This is a genomic window from Rhodococcus sp. IEGM1339 (genome assembly GCF_050321925.1).
GTDB classification, from domain to species: Bacteria; Actinomycetota; Actinomycetes; order Mycobacteriales; family Mycobacteriaceae; genus Rhodococcus; species Rhodococcus pyridinivorans.
This window is the reverse complement of the sequence record NZ_JBNQFT010000007.1, coordinates 15,036-36,772: the sequence shown is the minus strand read 5'-3', so window position 1 is coordinate 36,772 and position 21,737 is coordinate 15,036. Positions and strand designations below refer to the sequence as shown.

Sequence of the window (21,737 nt, the reverse complement as noted above, 5' to 3'; positions counted from 1 at the left end):
TGAACCTCGGTCAGCTTACAACAAGAGTCCGCAGAAGATTAAATCGGCTGGTCAGCGACGTAACCCGGCGCGCTCTGCCGAATCACCGCTGGCCTGCTGCGCGGTGTCGCGCGAGGCCGGAACGAGGGTCAGCAGGGTGGCCTCCGGACGGCAGAAGAACCGGGCGGGAGCGAACGGCGACGTGCCGATACCCGCGGAGACGTGCAGTCGCATGTGGGCACCCCAGCGCGACGCGCCCTTCACCCGCGACCGGTCGATCCCGCAGTTGGTCACCAGCGCGCCGTAGAACGGCAAGCACAGCTGGCCGCCGTGGGTGTGGCCCGCGAGAACGAGGTCGTAGCCGTCCTCGGCGAAGCGATCGAGCACCCGCGGCTCGGGGGAGTGAGTCATGCCCAGTCGCAGATCGGCCGAGGGATCGGCCGCACCTGCGATCGTCTCGTACCGGTCGCGGTCGAGATGCGGGTCGTCGACACCGCCGACGGCGATGCGCACGCCGCCGATCTCGATGTCGCGGCGCACGTGCGTCATGTCCTGCCAGCCACGTTCGGTGAACGCCGCACGCAGGTCGCCCCACGGGAGCGGAGGCCCGTAGACGCGGTCGTGGTCCTTGTCGAAGTAGGCCAGCGGATTCTTCAGCACGGGAGCGAAGTAGTCGTTGCTCCCGAAGACGAACAGACCCGGGCGGGCGAGGAGTCCGCCGAGGGCCTGGACGACGGCCGGAACGGCCTTCGGGTGCGACAGGTTGTCGCCCGTGTTCACGACGAGATCGGGCTCGAGGCCGTCGAGTTCGCGCAACCAGTTCTGTTTCAGCTTCTGATTGGGAGTCATGTGCAGGTCGCTGATGTGCAGGACCCGCAGTGTCGACGCGCCGGGCGCGAGCACCGGCACCGTGACCTCGCGAAGGGTGAACGCGTTCCGTTCGATCAGCGTGGCGTAACCGAGGCCGAGAGCGGCGGCGCCGGCAGCACCGAGGGTTACGCGGCGAATTGCAGACAGGTCAGGCACTTCTCCAGCGTACCGCCGTGCGTGGTCCTCGCACGTGGTTCGCCTGCCCCGCGTAGCGTTTCCGGCATGAGCGACACCACATCCTCCCTCGAATCCAGGCTGCGGACCGACCTGACCGCAGCGATGAAGGACAAGGACAAGCTGCGGACCGAGACCCTCAGGATGCTGCTCGCGGCGATCCGGAACGAGGCGGTGTCCGGCAAGGAGGCGCGTGAGCTGTCCGACGACGAGGTGCTCCAGGTCCTCGCGAAGGAATCGAAGAAGCGCGGCGAGGCCGCCGAGGTCTACACCGAGAACGGACGCGGAGAGCTCGCGGCCAAGGAGCACGCCGAGGCACGGATCATCGACGAGTACCTGCCCACCCCGCTCACCGATGCCGAACTCGTCGACGTCGTCGACACCGCCCTCGCGCGCGTTGCGGAGGAACTCGGCACGCGGCCGGGTCCGAAGAACATGGGCCAGGTGATGAAGGCCGCCACCGAGATCGCGGCAGGCAAGGCCGACGGCAAGCGCCTGTCCGCAGCCGTGCGTTCACGCCTGTAAACCGACCGTGGAAGCCCTGCGGCTCAGTTGTCGGGGCGGCTCGGTGTCGTCGTGGGAGTGGACTCCTCCTCCGCCGGCGGACTCGACTCGCTCTGCTCGAGCTCACGTCCCGGGATGGGCGCGGGCGTCGACCGGCGGGTCGTGTCGGGCACCTCGCGGTCGCGCGGGCGGGCCGGGGTGGCGCTCGTGGTGGGAGCGACGCGGACCGATCCGTCGCTGATGAACAGCGTGACCGTCGATCCCGGGACGGCCGAGCCGCTCGGGGACGTACCCGTCACCGTTCCGGCGCGTTCCTCACCGGCGATCGTCGCCTCCGAGACCGAGAATCCGGCGTCCTGCAGTCGCTGCACCGCGCGGTCCTTCGACAGGCCCGTCACGTCCGGAACCTGGGCGTTGCCCGCGCCGCGGACGTACCGGGGATCGGGGGCGGGCAGTTCGATGGGGCCGAACTTGTTCGCCACCGGCAGCATCGCTGAGAACCATGTCCGCGCCGGTTCGGTACCGCCGAAGAGGTTGCCGTCGTAGCAGGGGCGGACCGGACCCGAGCAGATCTCGCCGGGAGTGGGGGAGTCGCCGTAGGTGTAGACCACGCCGGCGAACCGGTTGGTGAAGCCGAGGAATGCCGAGGACATGTGCGACTCGGTAGTACCGGTCTTCGCCGCGACCGGCAGGTTCCAGCCCACCGACCCCGCGGCACCCGAAGCGGTACCGCCGGCGGCGGTGTCCTTGCTCATCGCCGTCGTCAGGGTGTCGGCCAGACCGGGCTCGACGGCCTGCTCGCACGCCTGCTGCGTGATCGGCACGGGCTTGCCCTCGCGGTCGAACACCCCCTCGATCGGGGTGGGCGGGCACCACTTGCCGTGCGAGGCGAGGGTTGCCGCGACGTTCGACAGCTCCAGCGCGTTGATCCACGTCGGGCCGAGCGTGTACGAGCCGAGGTGCTGGTTCTTCTGCATCTCGGCCATCGACTGGTCGCCGAAGCCGGAGGTGCGGGGCTGCAGGTACGACCGCAGACCCAGGCGCACCGACATGTCGACAACCGCGTCGACGCCGGTCGCCTCGATGAGCTTGACGAACGCCGTGTTCGGTGACTGTGCCAGCGCGTCGGTCACCGACAGTCGCGACGGATACGGCGCGGCGTTCTCGACGCAGTAGTAGTTGGCCGGGCAGCCGCGGGCACCGCCGTCGCCCAGACCGCGGGCGTTGTAGCGGGACGGGACGTCGAGCACGGCGGAGGTGCCGAGACCCTGTTCCATGGCGGCGGCGACGGTGAAGATCTTGAAGATCGACCCAGCGCCGTGACCGGCCAGCGAGTAGGGCTGCGGCTGGACCGTCTCCTTGGCCTCGGCGTCGAGACCGAACTTGCGGCTCGACCCCATGGCGAGGACCTTGTGCGAATCCTGGCCCGGCTCGATCACGTTCATCACCGAGGCCACGTCGTCGACGGTGGGGCTGGTGAACCGGTCGAGCGACTCTTTGACGGAGTTCTGGACCTCGGGGTCGAGGGTCGTGCGGATGAGATATCCGCCCCGGTCGATCTGCTCGCGCGACAGGCCCGAGTTCTCGAGATACTGCAGCGCGTACTCGCAGAAGTAACCGCGGTCGTCGGCAGCGATGCAGCCGCGGGGGAGCGTGTTGGGCTCGGGCAGCACGCCGAGCGGCAGTTCCTTCGCGGCGCGGATCTCGTCGGCGCGCTCCGGGATGTTGTCGATCATCGTGTCGAGCACGATGTTGCGACGGGCGAGCACGCCGTCGGGATTGGTGTACGGGTTCAGCGCCGAGCTGGACTGCACCATGCCCGCGAGCATCGCGGCCTGCGGGATGTTCAGGTCCTTGGCGTCGATGCCGAAGTAGGTCTGGGCGGCGTCCTGGATGCCGAACGAACCGTTGCCGAAGGGGACGAGGTTCAGATAGCGGGTGAGGATCTCGTCCTTGGTGAGCTGATCGTCGAGGGTCAGCGCCATGCGGATCTCACGGATCTTGCGGGCCGGCGTCGTCTCGATCGCCGCGCGGCGTTCGGCGTCGGTCTTCGCGATCACGTGGAGCAGGTAGTTCTTGACGTACTGCTGGTCGATCGTGGAGGCGCCCTGCTCGACCTGACCGCTCGTGGTGTTGGTGAGGAACGCGCGGATGGTGCCCTGCCAGTCGACGCCCTGGTGCTCGGGGAACCGCTTGTCCTCGATCGAGACGATCGCCAGTTTCATCTCGTTGGAGATCTGGTCGCTGGGCACCTCGAAGCGACGCTGGTCGTAGAGCCACGCGATCGGCTCGCCCGCCTTGTCGACCATGGTCGTCACGGCTGGGACGACACCTTCGACGAGCTCTGCGGAACTGTTGTCGACGGTGTCCGCGGCTCGGTTCGAGACGTACCCGAAACCACCCGCGGCCGGGAAGAGCATCCCTGCTACGAGAACGCCGCCGAGGGCCGTGCAACCAGCGAGCTTCGCCACCGTTCTTCGGATCGACACGCCTACACACTACGTGGCGAGGGACCGGCCGGCCGTTTCCAGGGAGCGGGCGTGGCACGACGGGCGAGGTGAAAACGCCTCCGACGTGGGACTTTGTACGTGCGTACCAGAAAAGGTTTCGTTCGCCTTGCGCGTGGGCATCAGTTTACCTAGATTGAGACATCAGTGTGACGCAGATAACACCTTGACGGGCAGGTTTTGCGCCGTTGCGGCACACGGACGGTGCAGACCTCGAACACCGCGAACCGGCGTTCGGAAAGTAAAGGGGCAACTGAATGCACATGACCACCCCGACGACCCGACTCGACGTCGACCAGGCCGAAGCGCGTATCGCTTGGGTCTCCAAGGCTCGCTGCCGCGAAGTCGATCCAGATGAACTGTTCGTGCGTGGCGCAGCGCAGCGCAAGGCTGCGGTGATCTGCCGGCACTGCCCGGTGATGCTCGAGTGCGGGGCGGACGCCCTCGACAACCGTGTCGAGTTCGGCGTGTGGGGAGGCATGACGGAGCGGCAGCGTCGTGCTCTCCTCAAGCAGCATCCCGAGGTCGAGTCCTGGGCCGATTTCTTCCAGGCGCAGCGACAGCACCAGAGCGCGGTCTAGTCACCACCTCACCGGTACACGAACCGCCGAGATCATGACCCGCGAGACATCACGCCTCGCGGGTCAATTGCTCGCCCACCGCCCGCAGCGCCTCGAGATCCGAGACCTCGAAGGGCAGCGAGGGCACCCCGACCACGGGGACGGCAGGGTTCGCCGCGGTGAAGTTGCGTAGCAACCGAAGCTCCCGCTTGGCGATCACGGCCCGGTGCGCGTGGATGCGGAGAACGGCCTCAGCGGCCTTCGCGTCCACGCCCTCCTCCTCGGCGAGCTGGTCCGCCGCGGCGAGGGCGTGATCGGACGGCAACGCCGACAGTGTCGGATGGGTGCGGTTGAGCACCAGGCCCGACAGCGGCATGCGATCGCCCGACAGTCGTTCGACGAAGAACGACGCCTCGCGCAGGGCATCGGGTTCGGGTGCCGCGACCACCATGAAGTGGGTTCCCGGCTGCTGCAGCAACCGGTAGGTGCGGTTGGCGCGCTCGCGGAAGCCCCCGAACATCGAGTCCAGCGACTGCACGAAGGCCGACGCATCCGACAGCATCTGGCTCCCGACGATCGTCGAGACCGCCTTGAGCGCGAGCCCCATCGCGCCGGTCACCAGGCGGCCGAAGCCACGCCCGGGTGCCGTGAAGATCCGGATCATCCGCCCGTCGAGGAAGGCCCCGAGCCGCTGGGGAGCGTCGAGGAAGTCGAGCGCGTTCCGGGACGGCGGGGTGTCGACAATGATGAGATCCCATTCGTCGCTCTGCGCGAGCTGACCGAGCTTCTCCATCGCCATGTACTCCTGCGTGCCGGAGAAAGACGACGCCACGGTCTGATAGAAGGGGTTGTCGAGGATCTGCTGGGCCTTCTCCGGCGTCGAGTGCTCGAGCACCATGTCGTCGAAGGTGCGACGCATGTTGAGCATCATCGCGTGCAGCTCGCCCTTCGCCTCCGGCCCGAGCTCCACCTTCTGCGGTGAATTGTCGAGCGAGGCGACCCCGAGGGCCTGTGCCAGTCGCCGCGCCGGGTCGATCGTGAGCACCACGACGCTACGGCCCCGCTCGGCCGCGCGCAACGCGAGCGCCGCGGCGGTGGTCGTCTTGCCGACACCTCCCGACCCGCAGCACACGATCACCCGGGACGAGCGGTCGTCCAGGATGCGGGCGACGTCGAGGACCTTCCGGATCGGTGCGTTCATCGGACACCCTGCTCGGCGAGGACGTCGGCGAGTTCGTAGAGGCCACCGAGATCGACACCGTCGGCGAGGGCCGGTAGGGACATGCGTGCCACCTTCACTTCGTCGAGTTGAGCGGCGCTCACCTGTTGCGCCTGGAGTACCGCGGCGTGCTCGATGGTCTCGGTCAGCAGGCCGGCGAAATCGTCGTCGGAGAGCTTGATGGACACCTTCTCCAGCGTCGTCCGGATCGCGGGCCCGGCGATGCGGCCGGCGGCGACGTCGTCGACGAGTTCCTCGGGCAGGTGCTCGGGAGCGGTGCGGTTGACGATGACCGTCCCCATCCGGAGATCGGCGGCCTCGAGCTCCTCCACCGCGTCGGCCGTCTCCTGCACGGGCAGAGCCTCGAGCAGGGTCACCAGATGGACGACGGTCTGGTCGGAGTGCAGCAGCCGGACCACACCCTCGCTCTGCGACCGGATCGGACCGGACTTCGCGAGATCGGCCATGGCCTTGGTGACGTCGAGGAAGCTGCCGATGCGGCCGGTGGGCGGGGAGTCGACGACGACCGCGTCGTAGACGGGTGCGCCCGACGCGTCGGTCCGTACCACGGTCTCCTTGATCTTGCCGGTGAGGATGACGTCGCGCAGACCCGGCGCGAGCGTGGTCACGAACTCGATCGCTCCCATCCGTCGCATCGCGCGACCTGCGAATCCGAGGTTGTAGAACATGTCGAGGTACTCGAGGAAGGCCGCCTCGATGTCGATCGCGAGAGCCGACACCTCACCGCCACCCGGTGCGGTCGCGATTTTCGTCTCGACCGGCGGGAGCGGCGGCACGTCGAACAGCTGCGCGATGCCCTGACGTCCCTCGGTCTCGACGAGCAGAACCTTGCGACCTCCGGCGGCGAGCGCCAGTGCGAGCGCCGCGGCCACGGTGGACTTCCCGGTGCCACCCTTGCCGGACACGAAGTGCAGTCGCGCCTGGGCGGCGCCTGCCGGCCATTCGCCGGAATGTGATGTCGGAGATGCCACGATCACGAGCCTATAAGTCGTGGACGGTGAACGGTGCCGGATAAGGTCAGGATATGAGTGAAACCACCACATGGGAATACGCAACCGTGCCGCTGCTCACGCACGCGACCAAGCAGATCCTCGACCAGTGGGGTGCCGACGGCTGGGAGCTCGTCACCGTCCTGCCCGGCCCCACCGGTGAGCAGCACGTCGCCTACCTCAAGCGTCCGAAGGGCTGATCGGTGTCGCACAACACCTGGAGCGAACGCCTGACCGAACTCGGCATCACCCTGCCGCCGGTCGCCGCCCCGGTGGCGGCCTACGTACCCGCCGTCCGCAATGGCGACGTCGTCTACACCTCCGGTCAGCTGCCGCTGGCCGACGGGAAGCTGACGCACACCGGCAAGGTGGGTGCCGAGGTGTCAGCGGAGGAGGCGAAGACCGCGGCCCGCACCGCCGCGCTCAACGCGCTCGCCGCAGTCGACGGTCTCGTCGGACTCGACAACATCGCGAGCGTCGTGAAGGTCGTCGGCTTCGTGGCGTCCGCCGAGGGCTTCACCGGACAGCCCGGCGTCATCAACGGCGCGTCGGAACTGCTCGGGGAGATCTTCGGTGAGGTCGGCGCGCACGCCCGCTCGGCCGTCGGCGTCGCCGAACTGCCCCTCGGCGCTCCCGTCGAGGTCGAGCTGATGGTGGAAGTACGCTGACGCCACCCTCCCCGATCGGAGGCGGCTCCCGACGGATCCGACACGAGAGGCACATGTGATGGCGCTGGTCCACCCCGCCTACGCGCAGCTGCGCCAGGTCACCGAGAACGCCGCGGTGATCCTGGCCGAGAACCCCTCGATCATGTCCCTCGAGGGAACGAACACCTGGATCCTCCGGGCCCCCGGCAGCGACGAGTGCGTCGTGGTCGATCCGGGTCCCCTCGACGAAGGCCATCTCGAGCGGATCGCGCAGGTGCCGGTGGCGGCGACCCTCATCAGTCACCGCCACTTCGACCACACCGAGGGTGCCGAGCGTTTCTCGCAACTCGCGGAATGCCCGGTGCACGCAGTGCTGCCGGAACACCGCCACGGCGGTGGGCAGCAACTGTCCGGCGGTGACGTCGTCGAGGCGGCGGGTCTGCGCATCCGGGTCGTCGCGACCCCGGGGCACACCGCCGATTCGCTGTCGTTCGTGATCGAGCAGGACCGTAGTGTTCTCACTGCCGACACCATCCTCGGCCGCGGCACGACCGTGCTCGACGACTCCGACGGCGACCTCGGCGACTACCTGCGGTCGTTGAGGTCGCTCATCGGTCTCGGCGGTGGCTACACGGTGCTGCCCGGGCACGGCCCCGAGCTGCCCGACCTCGAGACGATCGCGCGGGAGTACCTCGCGCACCGGGAGGGTCGGCTCGAGCAGGTGCGCGGTGCGCTGCGCACCCTCGGCGCCGAAGCCACCGCACGGCAGGTCGTCGAGCACGTCTACGCCGACGTCGACCCCTCGTTGTGGGGTGCGGCGGAGAAGTCCGTCAACGTGCAGTTGGAGTACCTGCGCAGCCACGGTTGAGTCGAAGCAGCCGGACGGCTGGGTCGAAGTAGCCGGACGGCTGGGTCGAAGCAGCTACGGCTGGGATACGCACATACGAAAGGCCGGGACGCGGCGAGCGTCCCGGCCTTTCGTATGTGCGTGGGTCAGCGAGCGCGACGCGCCAGACGCTCCGAGTCGGAGATCAGCACGCTCTTGCCCTCGAGACGCAGCCAGCCGCGGTGCGCGAAGTCGGCGAGGGCCTTGTTCACGGTCTCGCGGGACGCGCCGACGAGCTGCGCGATCTCTTCCTGCGTCAGGTCGTGCGTGACACGCAGGGCGCCGGCCTCCTGGGTGCCGAAACGCTGGGCGAGCTGGAGCAGTGCCTTGGCGACACGACCGGGGACGTCGGTGAAGATCAGGTCGGCGAGGCTGTTGTTGGTGCGACGCAGACGACGGGCCAGCACGCGGAGGAGCTGCTCGGCGATCTCGGGGCGCTGGTCGATCCACGCCTTGAGCGCATCGCGGTCCATGCTCACGGCTCGCACCTCGGTGACGGTGGTGGCGGTGGAGGTGCGCGGACCCGGGTCGAAGATCGACAGCTCGCCGAACATGTCGGACGGGCCCATGATCGTCAGGAGGTTCTCGCGACCGTCGGGCGAACGACGTCCGAGCTTCACCTTGCCGGAAACGATGATGTACAGCCGGTCGCCGGGCTCACCCTCGTTGAAGATGACATGGCCGCGCGGGAAATCTACAGGCTGAAGCTCTTTGATCAGCGCCGCAACCGCCGAGGGCTCGACTCCTTGGAAGATGCCTGCTCTGGCCAGGACCTCGTCCACGTGCGCTCCTTTTGGGAATGATTCGTCATCTACTGCCGGGTCTGCACGTCGACGGACTTCCTGGGCAGGTCACCTGTCAGGCGTACGAGCGCCCAGTCTATCGTGCGCGCTGCACGAGTGAGTGACCGATACCACGGAAACGATCGACGAACCCGATCATCGGTACCTCGAGGCTACCGGCAAGTAGTCGTTCAGCTGGCGCGGCGCGCGCGCAGATGACCGTCCGAATCGTCCGCTCCGTCGGTGCTCGGTCCGCGGCGGCGGCGACGCTGGAAGCGGGCCAAAGCCCCGGGGAAACCTTCACGAGCGAGTGCCGCGACATCGGCCTGGTCCGCTTTGTCGAGGAACTCTTCCACTTCCTGCTCACGGACGGACAACCGGCTCAAGCGCGCTTCGACACGTTCCATGGACAGTGCGAACAACATGAGCAGCACCGGGAAGAGGACCACAGCAAGAGCTTGCATACCCGGAAGTAAACACCCGCAAGGTCTCGGAAGAGACACGGGGCCGGATCCTGGGGAGAGTGTTTACGTAGAGTGGATCAGGTGCATGCCTCCCAGTCCGAGAGCCCCGAGACTGCCCCGCGCCGAGCGAACGGAAAGGCTCGCGGACCGGAGTCGCGACTGGCCCTCGTCCGTCGCGCGCGACGGATGAACCGGCGCCTCGCCGAGGCTTTTCCGCACGTCTACTGCGAACTGGACTTCACGAATCCGCTCGAGCTCGCCGTCGCCACGATCCTGTCGGCGCAGTGCACGGATGTGCGGGTCAACCAGGTGACCCCCGCTCTGTTCGCCCGGTATCCCGACGCCCGCGCGTACGCGGAGGCGGACCGCGCCGAGCTCGAGGAGTACATCCGCTCGACCGGCTTCTACCGCAACAAGGCCAACTCGCTCATCGGTCTCGGCCAGGCCCTGCTCGAGCGGCACGACGGCGAGGTTCCGGCCCGGCTGAAGGATCTCGTCGCGCTGCCCGGCATCGGCCGCAAGACCGCCAACGTCATCCTCGGTAACGCCTTCGATGTGCCGGGTATCACGGTCGACACCCACTTCCAGCGGCTCGTGCGTCGCTGGGAATGGACCGACGAGACCGACCCGGTCAAGATCGAGCACGCGGTGGGTGTGCTCATCGAGCGCAAGGAATGGACGCTGCTGTCCCATCGCGTGATCTTCCACGGTCGGCGCGTGTGCCACGCACGCAAGCCGGCATGCGGGGTGTGTGTCCTCGCGAAGGACTGCCCTTCCTACGGGACCGGGCCCACCGATCCGCAGACCGCGGCCACGCTGGTGAAGGGACCGGAGACCGAGCACCTGCTCGAGCTGGCCGGGCGGTGACGGAGTGCGTCCTTCCACAGCAGGCCGCTGGAGCCTGGCAGCTCTCGTCGTCGTCATCGCATTGATCGTCGCCATCTGGCCGCGCGACCGCAGCGACCCTCCGCCGGCCACCGGCCCGGGACCGGCCGCACCCTCGACCGCACCCGTGGACCGCCGGCCCCAGGACGGCGCGCAGGCCCTCGCTCCGCTGCGGGAGACCGCCGCACTCGATCCGTGCCCGCAGCCGGGCGGGTCCACGCCTGCTCCCGCCGGTCCGCTCGCCGGTCTGGTCTTCGAGTGCGTGAGCGACGGATCCTCCGTCGACCTCGCGGCCGCCCTCGCCGGAAGGCCCGCCGTGGTGAACCTGTGGGCCTGGTGGTGCGCTCCCTGCGCCGAGGAACTGCCGGTCCTCCAGGACTACGCCGCCCGGGTGGGCGAGGAGGTCACCGTCGTCACCGTCCACACCGACCCGAACGAGTCGAACGCCCTCGGCCGGCTCGCCGACTACGACGTGCACCTGCCGGGTGTGCAGGACGGCTCGGGTCGCGTACAGGCCGCGGTCGGCGCGCCCGCCGTCCTTCCCGTGACGGTGCTGCTCCGCGCCGACGGGTCGGTCGCCGCCGTGCTCCCCATCCCGTTCCGGTCGGCCGACGAGGTCGCCTCGGTCGTCGAGGAGCATCTGGGGGTGGCCGCATGATCCCCGAATGGCTCCGGCGTGTCGCCTCGGTGTCGCCGACCGACCCGCACGGTCTCAACCCGATCCTGAACCGTCGCGCCCCGCGCGACGCGCGGGTGCGGCAGGCCTCGGTGCTGGTGTTGTTCGGCGGGTCGCCGGAGGCCGATCCGATGGCCCGCGGCGGACTTCCCGCCGACGCCGACGTCCTGCTCACCCAGCGCGCCGCGACGCTGCGGCAGCACAGCGGGCAGGTGGCCTTTCCCGGAGGCGCCGCCGACCCCGAGGACTACGGCGCCATCCACACCGCACTTCGTGAAGCGGAGGAGGAGACCGGCCTGGATCCGTCCGGGATCCGGCCGCTCGCCGTGCTCCCCGAACTGTTCATCCCGCCTTCCGGCTTCGACGTGACTCCCGTGGTCGCCTACTGGGAGACCCCGAGCCCGGTCGGAGTGGTCGATCCGAAGGAGGCGACCCGCGTGGTCCGGGTGTCGCTGCACGAGTTGCTCGACCCCGACAACCGTTTCCAGGTCCGGCACCGTCTGGGCTATCAGGGCCCGGCCTTCCAGGTGGACGGGATGCTGGTCTGGGGTTTCACCGCGGGTGTGCTCGCGGGTCTGTTCGCGGTATCGGGGTGGGAGATCGAGTGGGATCACCACGACGTCCGTGATCTCGACGTCGTACTCGCCGAACTGGAGACGGGGGTGGTCGAATCATGACCGGATCGGGCTGGATCGATCTGATCATCGTGGTGATCGTCCTGATCGCCGCGTCCTCCGGGCTCCGGCAGGGCGCCGTCGCCTCGGCGCTGGCCTTCCTGGGTGTGCTGCTCGGTGCGGTCGCGGGCATCCTCATCGCCCCGCACGTGCTCGTGCACATCGACGATGCGCGCATGCGCATCCTCGCCGGCATCGCTCTGATCGTGGTGCTGGTGGTGATCGGCGAGGTGGCCGGCATGGTGCTCGGACGTGCCGCGCGCAGCGGCATCCACAGTCCGGGTGCGCGGGCGGTCGACAGCGTCGTCGGTGCCGGTCTGCAATCGGTCGCGGTGCTCGTCGCCGCGTGGCTGCTCGCCATCCCGCTGACCGCCACGACCCAGCCCGCCGTCTCCGCAGCCGTGCGGGGATCCCAGGTGCTCGGGACCGTCGACGACGTCGCCCCCGACTGGATGCGTGCGATCCCCAACGAGTTCTCGGCGTTGCTCGACACCTCGGGTCTGCCCGAGGTGATCGGGCCGTTCGGGCGTACCCCGATCGCCGAGGTGGAGGCACCCGACGGCGGTCTCCTCGAAGGATCGGTCCCGGCCCGGCTGCAGACGAGCGTGCTGCGCATCAACGGTGTCGCACCCAGCTGTCGGAAGGCACTGGAAGGATCCGGTTTCGTCGTGGCCCCCGAACGGGTGATGACGAACGCGCACGTCGTGGCCGGAACCGCAGCGGTGACCGTCGATACGGACGGCGGCCCGCTCGAAGCGACCGTCGTGCTGTTCGATCCGGAGGTGGACGTCGCGATCCTCGCGGTGCCGGGACTGACCGCGCAGCCGCTGGATTTCGCCCCGGAGCCGGCGGAGTCGGGTGACGACGCGATCGTGCTCGGCTACCCGGGCGGCGGTCCGTACACGGCGAGCGCGGCGCGGATCCGCGAGACGCTCGACCTGCAGGGCCCGGACATCTACCGCGGCGGCACCGTCGAACGCGAGGTGTACACGGTGCGCGGCACGATCCGGCAGGGCAACTCGGGGGGTCCGCTGGTCGATCCGTCCGGCGATGTCCTCGGCATGGTCTTCGGCGCGGCGGTCGACAACACCGACACCGGTTTCGTTCTCACCGGTGCAGAGGTGAGCCGGCAGCTGGAGATGGCCGGGGTGAATCAGCCGGTTGCGACCGGCGCCTGCATCGTCTGACGTCTGCCCGTCCGGCGGACGGGCAGATCAGTCGAGTCCGCGGACGAAGTCGGCGAGCAGTGCCGTCACCGCTTCGGGCTTCTCCTGATGGGCGTAGTGGCCGGCCCCGTCGACGAATTTCAGGATCCGTCCGGGGGCGTGCCGCACGCAGCGTCGGAGGGTCGCGGCGAGCACGTAGGGATCCAGCGCGCCGTGCAGCTGCAGGATCGGCAGGGTGAGCTCGACGTCCAAGGCCTTCATGAAGCGGCGACCGTCGGGACGCCACTGGCTGCGGAACGCCCAGCGCTGGTATTCGAGGGTCAGGTGCGCCGTGCCCGGGATGCGGATCGCGGTGCGCAGCCGGTCGACGACATCGGCGAACTCGTCGGTGCGTCGCCAGTCCGGGCCGCACCGCACACGCATCAGCCGTTCGATCTCCAGGCCATTGTCGCGAACCAGCTTCCGTTCGGGACGCCACGGCAGCTGGTAGGCGAGGAAGGTCGGCACCAGAGCCTTGCGTTGCGCGCGGTCGCGCAGGGTCGCGTCGCGCAGCGAGATGGGGTGCGGGGAGTCGACGACCGCGATGGCCCGCACGACATGCGGATGGATCACCGCGGTCGCCCAGCACACGAGGCCCCCGTCGGCATGGCCCACGAGGACCGCCTCGGTGTGCCCGAGCGCGCGGATCAGTCCCGCGATGTCGTTCGAGAGCGTCCAGCCGTCGTATCCGCGGGGCGGCTTGTCCGTGTCGCCGTAACCACGCAGGTCCACCGCGACCGCCCGGTAGCCGAGATCGGCGAAGGCGGTGAGCTGGTGACGCCACGACCACCACAGGTCGGCGAAGCCGTGCACGAACACCACGAGAGGTGTGTCCGGGTCGTGCGGACCGGCTTCGACGGCATGGAAGCGGATGCCGTTGGCGTGAATGTCTCGATGCGTCCACGGTCCGGGATACCGGACCGTGGACGGGTCGGGGACGGGCACTGGCTGTTCCGGTTCGTCAGCGGGTGACGCGGCGCGGCGCGGCGTGGCGCGGGCCGTCCGCATCGTGTCCGTCCTGGCTGCTCGGGAGGATCGACGCGGTCTGCTTGAGCGAGTCGATGGTCTTGTTCGGTGCGCGCAGCTTCCGGACCCGCATATAGCCGATCAGGGCCAGCAGGCCCGTCACCACCAGCATGATCAGGAAGACGATGAGGAAGGCGAGCCAGCGCGCCACCCAGACATCGAGGAGTTCGGCGAGAAAGAAGAAGAAGAAGAACGAACTGAAGGTCAGCACGGCGAGCGCGAGGATGAAGAACAGGCTGCCCTGCACGCCCTTCTTGACCTCGCCGGTCACCTCGGCCTTGGCGAGCTGGACTTCGGCGCGGAACAGTGTGGACAGCTGTGTCGCTGCGTCGCGTACCAGTTCGCCCACACTGGCATCGCGGGGTGTCGGAGCGTCCACCTTCGTCAACGGGATGCCCGAAATGCTCGACGGGACTCCGTTCTCCGGACGATTCGCGTTCGTCACGCTCACTACTCGACCCCTTCGGTTGGTTCGTTCCGTTGGCGGTGGGCGCGCCCACGCCGTAACAGTAGCGCCGACCCGAGGACAGAGGCGATCAATGATGTCACCAGCACGGCGGCCTTGGCGATCTCGGCGGGCTCGCCACCGTGGATGTCGCCGAGCGAAAGTTCGGCGATGAGCAGGCTCACCGTGAACCCGATGCCGCCGATCACGGCGAGCGCGAGCACGTCTCCCCACATCAGCCCGGTCGGGCGGGTGGCGAGACCGAGCCGGATCGAGATCCAGGTGGCGCCGAAGATCCCGACGGTCTTGCCGAGGAGCAGTCCGAGGACGACGGACTGGCCGACAGGATCGGTGAACACCTGGCCGAGCATCTCCGCACCGATGGGTACACCGGATGCGAACAGGGCGAACAGCGGGACGCACAGACCGGCGGACCACGGTTGGATGTGGTGGACCAGCCGCTCGGCGGGTGCGTAGTCCTCCCCGGGATCGGTGCGGACACGGGTGAACAGGCCGAGGAGGACCCCGGCGACGGTCGCGTGGATGCCTGCGTTGTGCATGGCGTACCAGGTGAACAGTGCGAGCGGCACATACAACCACGGCGTGGTGATGCGCTTCTGCTGCGCGAACCAGTACGCCGCCGCTGCGGCCACTGTGGCGAGCAGCCACGCGACGGCGAGTCCCGAGGTGAACAGGATCGCGATGAGCGCGATGCCGATGAGGTCGTCGACGACCGCCAGGCTCAACAGGAACACCCGGGCGCTGGTGGGGATGCGCGAACCGGTGAGGGCGAGCACGCCGAGAGCGAAGGCGATGTCGGTCGCGACGGGGATCGCCCAACCCCGGTCCATTCCCGGCGCACCCCAGCCCACGACGGCTGCGATGACGGCAGGAAGGATCACGCCGCCGCATGCGGCGATCACGGGCAGGATCGCCTTCCTGCGATCGGCGAGTTCGCCTGTGACGAGTTCGCGCTTGAGTTCGAGGCCCGCGACGAAGAAGAAGACGGCGAGCAGGCCGTCCTTGGCCCAGTCGCCGACCGAGAGGTGCAGGTGCAGGAACTCCGGGCCGATCTCGAAGTCCCGCAGAGCGAGATAGGAGTCGCCGAAGGGGGAGTTGACCCAGATCAGCGCTATCGCTGCGGCGATGAGCAGCAGTGAACCGCCGACCGTCTCGGTGCGGAGGAAGCGACCCAGAGGTGCGGTCCAGGTGGGTGAGGAGGTGTCGGACACGGGCGTCTTTCGCTGGGCGGATACGGGCACGGGCGAACCGTCGCCGACCAGACTTCCCGGCACACCGGGGAAGAGTCTAACGCCGGACGGAGGGCGTCCGTAGGGGTGTCCGATTTGCGGTGGGCGGAAACTCGGGTGTTCACTTTCCTAGTAAGTGGGATCTGGTCTCAGAATGTGAGTGGGGTAGTGGGGATGGTTCAGTGAGCACATCGGTCGGAGTCGAGGACGGGGGTTCCTCGCTCGTCGCAGGCGTTCCGCGCCGGCGCATCGTCGTCGCCAGCATGGTCGGCACGTCCATCGAGTTCTACGACTTCTACATCTATGCGACAGCCGCCGTCTCGGTCTTCCCGCACCTGTTCTTCCCGCAGGGCAACAGCACGACCGCGCTGCTCGCCTCCCTCGCGACCTTCGGTATCGCTTTCGTCGCCCGCCCGGTCGGATCCGTCGTCTTCGGGCACTTCGGCGACCGCATCGGCCGCAAGGTCACGCTCGTCGGCTCGCTCCTGACGATGGGCATCGCGACCTTCCTCATCGGCCTGCTGCCGACCTATCACCAGGCCGGGCTCATCGCACCGGCGTTGCTGGCGCTCATGCGCTTCTGCCAGGGCCTGGGTCTCGGTGGGGAGTGGTCGGGTGCGGCGCTGCTCGCCACCGAGACGGCCGAACCCGGCAAGCGCGCCTGGGCGGCGATGTGGCCGCAGCTCGGCGCACCCATCGGCTTCATCGGCGCCAACGGCCTGTTCCTGATCATCACGCTGGCGCTCGGCCACGACAACGGCGACCCCGACCTGTCGAGCGCCTTCCTCGAATGGGGCTGGCGCATTCCGTTCCTGCTCAGCGCGATCATGGTGATCATCGGGCTGTACGTGCGGCTCAAGCTCGAAGAGACGCCGGTCTTCGCCAAGGCCGTCGCCGAGGGCAAGAAGGTCAAGACGCCTCTCGCCGAGGTGTTCAAGAACAGCTGGCGTGAGCTGATTATCGGCACCTTCGTCATGCTCGCGACGTACACGCTCTTCTACATCATGACCACCTGGGTTTTGAGCTTCGGAACGGGCAAGACCCCCGAGGAAGGTGGCCACGGTGCCGGTTTCCAGTACGCGGACTTCCTCGTGCTGCAGCTGGTCGCGGTGCTGTTCTTCGCCGCGGCGGTTCCCGTCGCCGGGTGGCTCGCCGACCGCTACGGTCGCCGCTCGACCCTGCTGGTCGTCACGGGCGCGATCATGGTGTTCGGCCTGTGCTTCCAGTTCCTGCTGTCGAGCGACGGCATGAGCTCCGGACGCATGCTGTTCTTCCTCATCGTCGGCATGCTGCTCATGGGTCTGACTTTCGGGCCGCAGAGTGCGATCCTGCCCGAGCTGTTCCCGACCAACGTCCGCTACACGGGTTCCGGAATCTCGTACAACGTGTCGAGCATCCTCGGTGCCGCGGTGGCCCCCTTCATCGCGACGTGGCTGGCCACGAGCTACGGCGTCGGCTGGGTGGGCATCTACCTGCTGATCGCCGCGGCGACGACCTTCGTCGCGCTGCTCGTCGTCAAGGAGACCCGCGACCGGTCGCTCGACGAGGTGTAGTCGTACCGACCGCGAAAGGCCCCTTCCGGATCCGATCCGGAAGGGGCCTTCGTCGTTCGGCTACTTGCCGCGGATCGCGTCGAAGACGGCCGGATCGACGAGCGTCGAGGTGTCGCCGAGCTCGCGGCCCTCGGCGACGTCGCGCAGCAGGCGGCGCATGATCTTGCCCGACCGGGTCTTCGGCAGTTCCGGCACAACGGTGATCTGACGGGGCTTGGCGATCGGGGAGATCTCCACCGCGACGTGATCGCGCAGTTCCTTGATGAGCGTGTCGCCGGTGTTCTCGACGTGCTCGCGCAGGATCACGAACGCGACGATGCCCTGACCGGTGGTCTCGTCCGCCGCGCCGACGACCGCGGCCTCGGCGATGGACGGGTGCGACACGAGCGCCGACTCGACCTCCGAGGTGGAGATGCGGTGACCGGAGACGTTCATGACATCGTCGACGCGGCCGAGCACCCACAGCGCTCCGTCGTCGTCGTAACGCGCACCGTCGCCGGCGAAGTACCAGCCCTGCTCGGCGTAGCGCGACCAGTAGGTCTCGCGGTAACGCTGCTCGTCGCCCCAGATGCCGCGCAGCATCGCCGGCCACGGCTGATCGAGCACCAGGTAGCCGTTACCGCCCGCGCCGAGCGGGGTGGCCTCGTCGTCGACGATCTTCGCCGAGATACCGGGCAGCGGCGCCATCGCCGAGCCGGGCTTGGTGGCCGTGATGCCGGGCAGCGGCGAGATCATGATCGCGCCGGTCTCGGTCTGCCACCAGGTGTCGACGATCGGGGCCGAATCCGCGCCGATGACCTCGCGGTACCAGCGCCACGCCTCCGGGTTGATCGGCTCGCCGACGCTGCCGAGCAGACGGATCGACGACAGGTCGTGGGCGTCGGGGATCTCGCGACCCCACTTCATGAACGTGCGGATCAGCGTCGGGGCGGTGTAGTAGATCGACACCCCGTACTTCTCGATGATCTCGAAGTGCCGGTGCTCGTTCGGAGAGTTGGGGGTGCCCTCGTAGACGACCTGGGTGACACCGTTGCTCAGCGGGCCGTAGACGATGTAGCTGTGGCCGGTGACCCAGCCGATGTCGGCGGTGCACCAGTAGACGTCCTTGCCCGGCTTGTGGTCGAAGACGTAGTGGTGGGTGTACGACGCCTGCGTCAGGTAGCCACCCGAGCTGTGGATGATGCCCTTGGGCTTACCCGTGGTGCCCGAGGTGTACAGGATGAACAGCGGGTGCTCGGAGTCGAACGGCTGCGCTTCGTGCTCGGGGGAGGCCTTCTCGACGGTCTCGTGCCACCACAGGTCTCGCCCTTCGGTCCATTCGACGTCGATGCCGGTGCGCGCGACGACCAGCACGTGCTCGATCGACTTTGCGTCGGCGACGGCCTCGTCGGCGGCGTTCTTGAGCGGCGCGGCCTGGCCGCGCCGCCACTGCCCGTCCACGGTGACGAGCAGCTTGGCCTGCGCGTCGTCGATGCGCGAGCGCAGCGCCGACGACGAGAAGCCGCCGAACACCACCGAGTGGGTCAGGCCGAGGCGCGCGCACGCGAGCATGGTGACGATGGCCTCGGGGATCATCGGCATGTAGATCGCGACGCGATCGCCGGCGACCAGGCCGAGCTCGGTGAAGGTGTTCGCGGCGCGGGAGACCTCGGCGAGGAGGTCGTTGTAGGTCAGCGACCGGCTGTCGCCGGGCTCGCCCTCGAAGTGGATGGCGACCCGATCGCCGTTACCGGCCTCGACGTGCCGGTCGACGCAGTTGTAGGCGACGTTGAGCTTGCCGCCGACGAACCACTTCGCGAACGGAGCGTTCGACCAGTCGAGCACTTCCGTCCAGGGCTCCGCCCAGTCGAGTCGTTTCGCCTGTTCGTCCCAGAATCCGAGCCGATCGGCGTCGGCCGCGGCCTGCAGTTCCGGACCGGCGTTGGCCGTGGCGGTGAACTCCGGGCTCGGCGGGTACGCCTTCGATTCGTGCTCCTGGGCTGCGCTCGTCATGGTGCGGGGCCTCTTTCCGGGATGGTTCCATTCGGGCTCTTGTGAGCGTAATCATCTGTGACCGGCGCCGCACCGTTGCATCGATATGCAACCCCGTCACTTTCGCTCATCGGTCGAATTCGCGCGACGAACGGCATTCGGGCACGACCGGTGAACCTCTCGTCCGTCCACCGCGTGCGCGCCGGTACCGTCGTCGGCGTGACCGACCCTCTTCAGCCTCTCGTCGACCTTCCGGGCGTACGCGACGCCGCCGACCGTGCCCGCGACGCGCTCGCGGAGGTGCATCGTCATCGAACCAATCGGCGTGGTTGGGCGAACACCGCCGCGGAGGCATCGGTGCGGGCCGCCCGCGCCTCGGCGTCGATCGACGGCGGGTCGATGGAACTTCCGCAGCCGGGGGAGAGTGGCGATCCGATCCTGGCCGGAGCGCTGCGGGTCGCGCAGTCGCTCGACGGCGACGCGCTCGACAACATGGTCGCGACGTGGCGACGTGCCCCGCTTCAGGCACTGGCCCGCCTGCACCTTCTCGCTGCCGCGGATCTCGTGGAGGACGCCGAGGAGCTGGGTCGTCCGCGGACGGAGCCGGGGGTCGCCGAGCGTCTCGACGGGCTCGCGCAACTCGTCACCGGGGGGACGAACGCCCCGGCGCCCGTTCTCGCTGCGGTCGTGCACGGTGAACTGTCCGTCCTGAAGCCCTTCGGGGTCGCCGACGGCATCGTGGCGCGGGCCGCGTCCCGGCTCGTGTGCGTCGCGTCCGGACTCGATACGCGCAATCTGGGCGTACCGGAGGTCCACTGGATGCGCCGGTTGCAGGCCTACCGCGACGGGGTCGCCGGATTCGGGGCGGGAACCGTGGAGGGCGTCGGCGGCTGGGTGCTCTTCTGCTGTGGGTCGCTCGAGGCCGGGGCTCGTGAGGCCGGTTCGATCGCCGAGGCGTTCGCCGGCTGAGTGCCGGGCGGGGCTTCGCCGGCCGAATCGCGGCCTGTACGCGAAACCCCCTGCACGCGAAAGCGGGTGGCATATCGATCGAGATCGATTCCGCCACCCGCTAGCACGGGCGGTCCGAGTTACCATGCGTGCTGAAATGGGTTGTGATTCAACGGCCTCGGCGATGATCCGGGTATCGTCGATTCGTCCTCGCAACGGGTGCGGGGTACTCGTCTTCGAAAATCCGGAACTCGCAGGCCCACAACACTCGTGCCCTTATAGTGGCATCGGCTTCGCGTGGGTACTCGGTGTCCGTGCTGGGAAGAACAGTCGGGAGATCGAATCTTCTCTTCCGATTCGGTCTTGGCCTTCCGTCCTTCCGTAACTCCTTTCTACCCCGTCCGTGAGATGTCGGCAAGCCCCCGACGGCAATGTTTGTTCTCGATTTCGCGGCGAGTGACCCTGAGTGTCAACGCATCCGGCGCTTGGCCAGTCGGCGGGTGGCACCCAGTATCAGTGCGGTCGCTCCGAGGGTCGCGGCGAGCGTCGCCAGGGCGCGCGGCGACGGACGGGCACGACGTCCGAGCGGTACGGGCCGGACGAAAGTGAGAACAGGCCAACCGTTTTCGTTTGCTTCCCGGCGCAGCGGGCGGTCGGGGTTGACCGCGCGCGGATTGCCGACCTCCAGCAACATCGGCAGGTCGGTGGCCGAATCGGAGTACGCGTAGCTGCGGGAGAGATCGTAACCGTACTGCTCGGCGAGCTCGCGGATCGCGACCGCCTTCGCCTCCCCGAAGCAGTAGAACTCGAGCTCGCCGGCGTAGCGGCCGTCGACGATCCGCATCCGGCTCCCCGTGCTGTGGGAGGCACCGAGTGTCCGGGCGATCGGAGTCACCACTTCCTGGCCGGATGCGGACACGATGATCACGTCGTGACCGCGGGCCCGGTGATCGGCGATCAGATCCTTCGCCTCCGCGTAGACGAGCGGTGTCACGACGTCCTGCAGGGTCTTCTCGACGATCGATCCGACCTGCTCGACATCCCATCCTTTGCACATGTGCGCGATGTGTTCTCGCATCCGGTCCACCCGGGCCTGATCGGCCGCCGACAACAGGTAGAGGAGCTGGGCGTAGGTGCTCTGCAGCACGGCCCGGCGGCTGAGGAGACCCTCCTCGAAGAACGGCCGGGTGAACGCCAGCACGCTCGACTTGGCGATGACGGTCTTGTCGAGATCGAAGAACGCTGCGATGCGAGCCGAGTCCGGTGAGCCCCCCGTCGACGGGGCCGGTCGGGACGGATTCACGGACGTATCGGTCACGACCACCACAATAGGGGCGCGCCGCGCCGGTGTTTGAAGTTGCAAGCAGTCGCGCCTAGCGGTGTACTATCGCGAATGCCCGGGTCGATACTCGGGTTGTGTTCAGCCCGACCCCCCGGGGCTGAACACAGACGGCCCTCGCCTCCTCCCCCCTGGCGAGGGCTGTCGCTTTGTCCGAGGCCTT

The 21,737-nt window shown here is 68.3% G+C and carries 22 protein-coding genes; 11 read left to right on the top strand and 11 right to left on the bottom strand.

Going from position 1 to position 21,737, the window contains the following annotated elements:
- Window positions 1-51 precede the first annotated feature (51 nt).
- Entirely contained in the window at window positions 52-1,005 is a 954-nt protein-coding gene (locus ACQR3U_RS09865; RefSeq protein WP_006552435.1) for a metallophosphoesterase, read from the bottom strand.
- 66 nt (window positions 1,006-1,071) lie between these two features.
- On the opposite strand from ACQR3U_RS09865, the gene ACQR3U_RS09860 reads away from it, so the two are divergent.
- Window positions 1,072-1,548: a GatB/YqeY domain-containing protein gene (locus tag ACQR3U_RS09860; RefSeq protein ID WP_006552434.1), complete on the top strand. Its 477-nt coding sequence runs from the start codon at window positions 1,072-1,074 to the stop codon at window positions 1,546-1,548.
- Between the two features lie 23 nt (window positions 1,549-1,571).
- Here the strand turns inward: ACQR3U_RS09860 and ACQR3U_RS09855 are convergent, their stop codons facing one another.
- The gene (locus tag ACQR3U_RS09855) at window positions 1,572-3,998 is read right to left on the bottom strand and encodes a penicillin-binding protein (RefSeq protein WP_269572348.1); all 2,427 of its coding nucleotides are present in this window, start codon (window positions 3,996-3,998) and stop codon (window positions 1,572-1,574) included.
- A gap of 293 nt (window positions 3,999-4,291) precedes the next feature.
- On the opposite strand from ACQR3U_RS09855, the gene ACQR3U_RS09850 reads away from it, so the two are divergent.
- Window positions 4,292-4,615, top strand: a complete 324-nt coding sequence (locus ACQR3U_RS09850; RefSeq protein WP_006552432.1) for a WhiB family transcriptional regulator — start codon at window positions 4,292-4,294, stop codon at window positions 4,613-4,615.
- 49 nt (window positions 4,616-4,664) lie between these two features.
- On the opposite strand, the gene ACQR3U_RS09845 is transcribed toward ACQR3U_RS09850, so the two are convergent.
- Window positions 4,665-5,795, bottom strand: coding sequence for an ArsA family ATPase (locus ACQR3U_RS09845; protein ID WP_006552431.1), 1,131 nt, complete (start codon window positions 5,793-5,795; stop codon window positions 4,665-4,667).
- Window positions 5,792-6,808: an ArsA family ATPase gene (locus ACQR3U_RS09840; RefSeq protein ID WP_371683113.1), complete on the bottom strand. Its 1,017-nt coding sequence runs from the start codon at window positions 6,806-6,808 to the stop codon at window positions 5,792-5,794. Before ACQR3U_RS09840 ends, ACQR3U_RS09845 begins: the two co-directional genes overlap by 4 nt.
- 50 nt (window positions 6,809-6,858) lie before the next feature.
- Between ACQR3U_RS09840 and ACQR3U_RS09835 the strand changes: the two genes are divergently transcribed.
- Genes ACQR3U_RS09835 through ACQR3U_RS09825 form a run of 3 tightly spaced genes read left to right on the top strand, consistent with a single transcriptional unit; the run spans window position 6,859 to window position 8,338 of the window.
- Window positions 6,859-7,023, top strand: coding sequence for a DUF4177 domain-containing protein (locus tag ACQR3U_RS09835; RefSeq protein WP_006552429.1), 165 nt, complete (start codon window positions 6,859-6,861; stop codon window positions 7,021-7,023).
- Between the two features lie 3 nt (window positions 7,024-7,026).
- On the top strand, window positions 7,027-7,491 hold the full coding sequence (locus ACQR3U_RS09830) for a RidA family protein (protein WP_006552428.1): 465 nt from the start codon (window positions 7,027-7,029) through the stop codon (window positions 7,489-7,491).
- 58 nt (window positions 7,492-7,549) lie between these two features.
- Window positions 7,550-8,338 carry an MBL fold metallo-hydrolase gene (locus ACQR3U_RS09825; RefSeq protein ID WP_019290225.1) on the top strand — a complete coding sequence of 263 codons (789 nt, stop codon included), beginning with the start codon at window positions 7,550-7,552 and terminating at the stop codon, window positions 8,336-8,338.
- A 125-nt stretch (window positions 8,339-8,463) separates the two neighbouring features.
- Here the strand turns inward: ACQR3U_RS09825 and ACQR3U_RS09820 are convergent, their stop codons facing one another.
- Both ACQR3U_RS09820 and ACQR3U_RS09815 read right to left on the bottom strand, forming a co-directional pair.
- Window positions 8,464-9,138 carry a Crp/Fnr family transcriptional regulator gene (locus ACQR3U_RS09820; protein WP_006552426.1) on the bottom strand — a complete coding sequence of 225 codons (675 nt, stop codon included), beginning with the start codon at window positions 9,136-9,138 and terminating at the stop codon, window positions 8,464-8,466.
- Between the two features lie 191 nt (window positions 9,139-9,329).
- Window positions 9,330-9,602 (bottom strand): hypothetical protein, encoded by a 273-nt coding sequence (locus ACQR3U_RS09815; protein ID WP_033097906.1) that lies wholly within the window; start codon window positions 9,600-9,602, stop codon window positions 9,330-9,332.
- A gap of 72 nt (window positions 9,603-9,674) precedes the next feature.
- Between ACQR3U_RS09815 and nth the strand changes: the two genes are divergently transcribed.
- The 4 genes from nth to ACQR3U_RS09795 are packed head-to-tail and all read left to right on the top strand — an operon-like array spanning window position 9,675 to window position 13,024.
- Window positions 9,675-10,469: an endonuclease III gene (gene nth, locus ACQR3U_RS09810; protein ID WP_230810434.1), complete on the top strand. Its 795-nt coding sequence runs from the start codon at window positions 9,675-9,677 to the stop codon at window positions 10,467-10,469.
- Window positions 10,470-10,473: 4 nt separating this feature from the next.
- Window positions 10,474-11,145 carry a TlpA family protein disulfide reductase gene (locus tag ACQR3U_RS09805; protein ID WP_039586637.1) on the top strand — a complete coding sequence of 224 codons (672 nt, stop codon included), beginning with the start codon at window positions 10,474-10,476 and terminating at the stop codon, window positions 11,143-11,145.
- Window positions 11,142-11,840 (top strand): NUDIX hydrolase, encoded by a 699-nt coding sequence (locus ACQR3U_RS09800; RefSeq protein ID WP_006552422.1) that lies wholly within the window; start codon window positions 11,142-11,144, stop codon window positions 11,838-11,840. The genes ACQR3U_RS09805 and ACQR3U_RS09800 overlap by 4 nt, the downstream gene beginning before the upstream one ends.
- A complete protein-coding gene (locus tag ACQR3U_RS09795; RefSeq protein ID WP_230810433.1) occupies window positions 11,837-13,024 on the top strand; it encodes a MarP family serine protease in 1,188 nt (395 codons plus the stop codon). The genes ACQR3U_RS09800 and ACQR3U_RS09795 overlap by 4 nt, the downstream gene beginning before the upstream one ends.
- Before the next feature lie 27 nt (window positions 13,025-13,051).
- Here the strand turns inward: ACQR3U_RS09795 and ACQR3U_RS09790 are convergent, their stop codons facing one another.
- Genes ACQR3U_RS09790 through nhaA form a run of 3 tightly spaced genes read right to left on the bottom strand, consistent with a single transcriptional unit; the run spans window position 13,052 to window position 15,745 of the window.
- The gene (locus tag ACQR3U_RS09790; protein WP_230810432.1) at window positions 13,052-13,987 is read right to left on the bottom strand and encodes an alpha/beta fold hydrolase; all 936 of its coding nucleotides are present in this window, start codon (window positions 13,985-13,987) and stop codon (window positions 13,052-13,054) included.
- Between the two features lie 16 nt (window positions 13,988-14,003).
- Complete coding sequence (locus ACQR3U_RS09785) at window positions 14,004-14,519, bottom strand: phage holin family protein (RefSeq protein WP_006552419.1); 516 nt, start codon at window positions 14,517-14,519, stop codon at window positions 14,004-14,006.
- Complete coding sequence (nhaA, locus tag ACQR3U_RS09780; protein ID WP_230810431.1) at window positions 14,519-15,745, bottom strand: Na+/H+ antiporter NhaA; 1,227 nt, start codon at window positions 15,743-15,745, stop codon at window positions 14,519-14,521. The genes ACQR3U_RS09785 and nhaA overlap by 1 nt, the downstream gene beginning before the upstream one ends.
- Window positions 15,746-15,945: 200 nt before the next feature.
- On the opposite strand from nhaA, the gene ACQR3U_RS09775 reads away from it, so the two are divergent.
- Window positions 15,946-17,316 carry an MFS transporter gene (locus tag ACQR3U_RS09775; protein ID WP_006552417.1) on the top strand — a complete coding sequence of 457 codons (1,371 nt, stop codon included), beginning with the start codon at window positions 15,946-15,948 and terminating at the stop codon, window positions 17,314-17,316.
- Between the two features lie 60 nt (window positions 17,317-17,376).
- Here ACQR3U_RS09775 and acs read toward each other — a convergent pair whose 3' ends face one another.
- Window positions 17,377-19,308, bottom strand: a complete 1,932-nt coding sequence (acs, locus tag ACQR3U_RS09770) for an acetate--CoA ligase (RefSeq protein WP_006552416.1) — start codon at window positions 19,306-19,308, stop codon at window positions 17,377-17,379.
- Between the two features lie 198 nt (window positions 19,309-19,506).
- Here acs and ACQR3U_RS09765 point away from each other — a divergent pair, with 198 nt between their 5' ends.
- Complete coding sequence (locus ACQR3U_RS09765) at window positions 19,507-20,256, top strand: hypothetical protein (protein ID WP_033097956.1); 750 nt, start codon at window positions 19,507-19,509, stop codon at window positions 20,254-20,256.
- Between the two features lie 448 nt (window positions 20,257-20,704).
- On the opposite strand, the gene ACQR3U_RS09760 is transcribed toward ACQR3U_RS09765, so the two are convergent.
- Window positions 20,705-21,559 (bottom strand): HAD family hydrolase, encoded by an 855-nt coding sequence (locus ACQR3U_RS09760; protein ID WP_372477572.1) that lies wholly within the window; start codon window positions 21,557-21,559, stop codon window positions 20,705-20,707.
- Window positions 21,560-21,737: the final 178 nt, after the last annotated feature.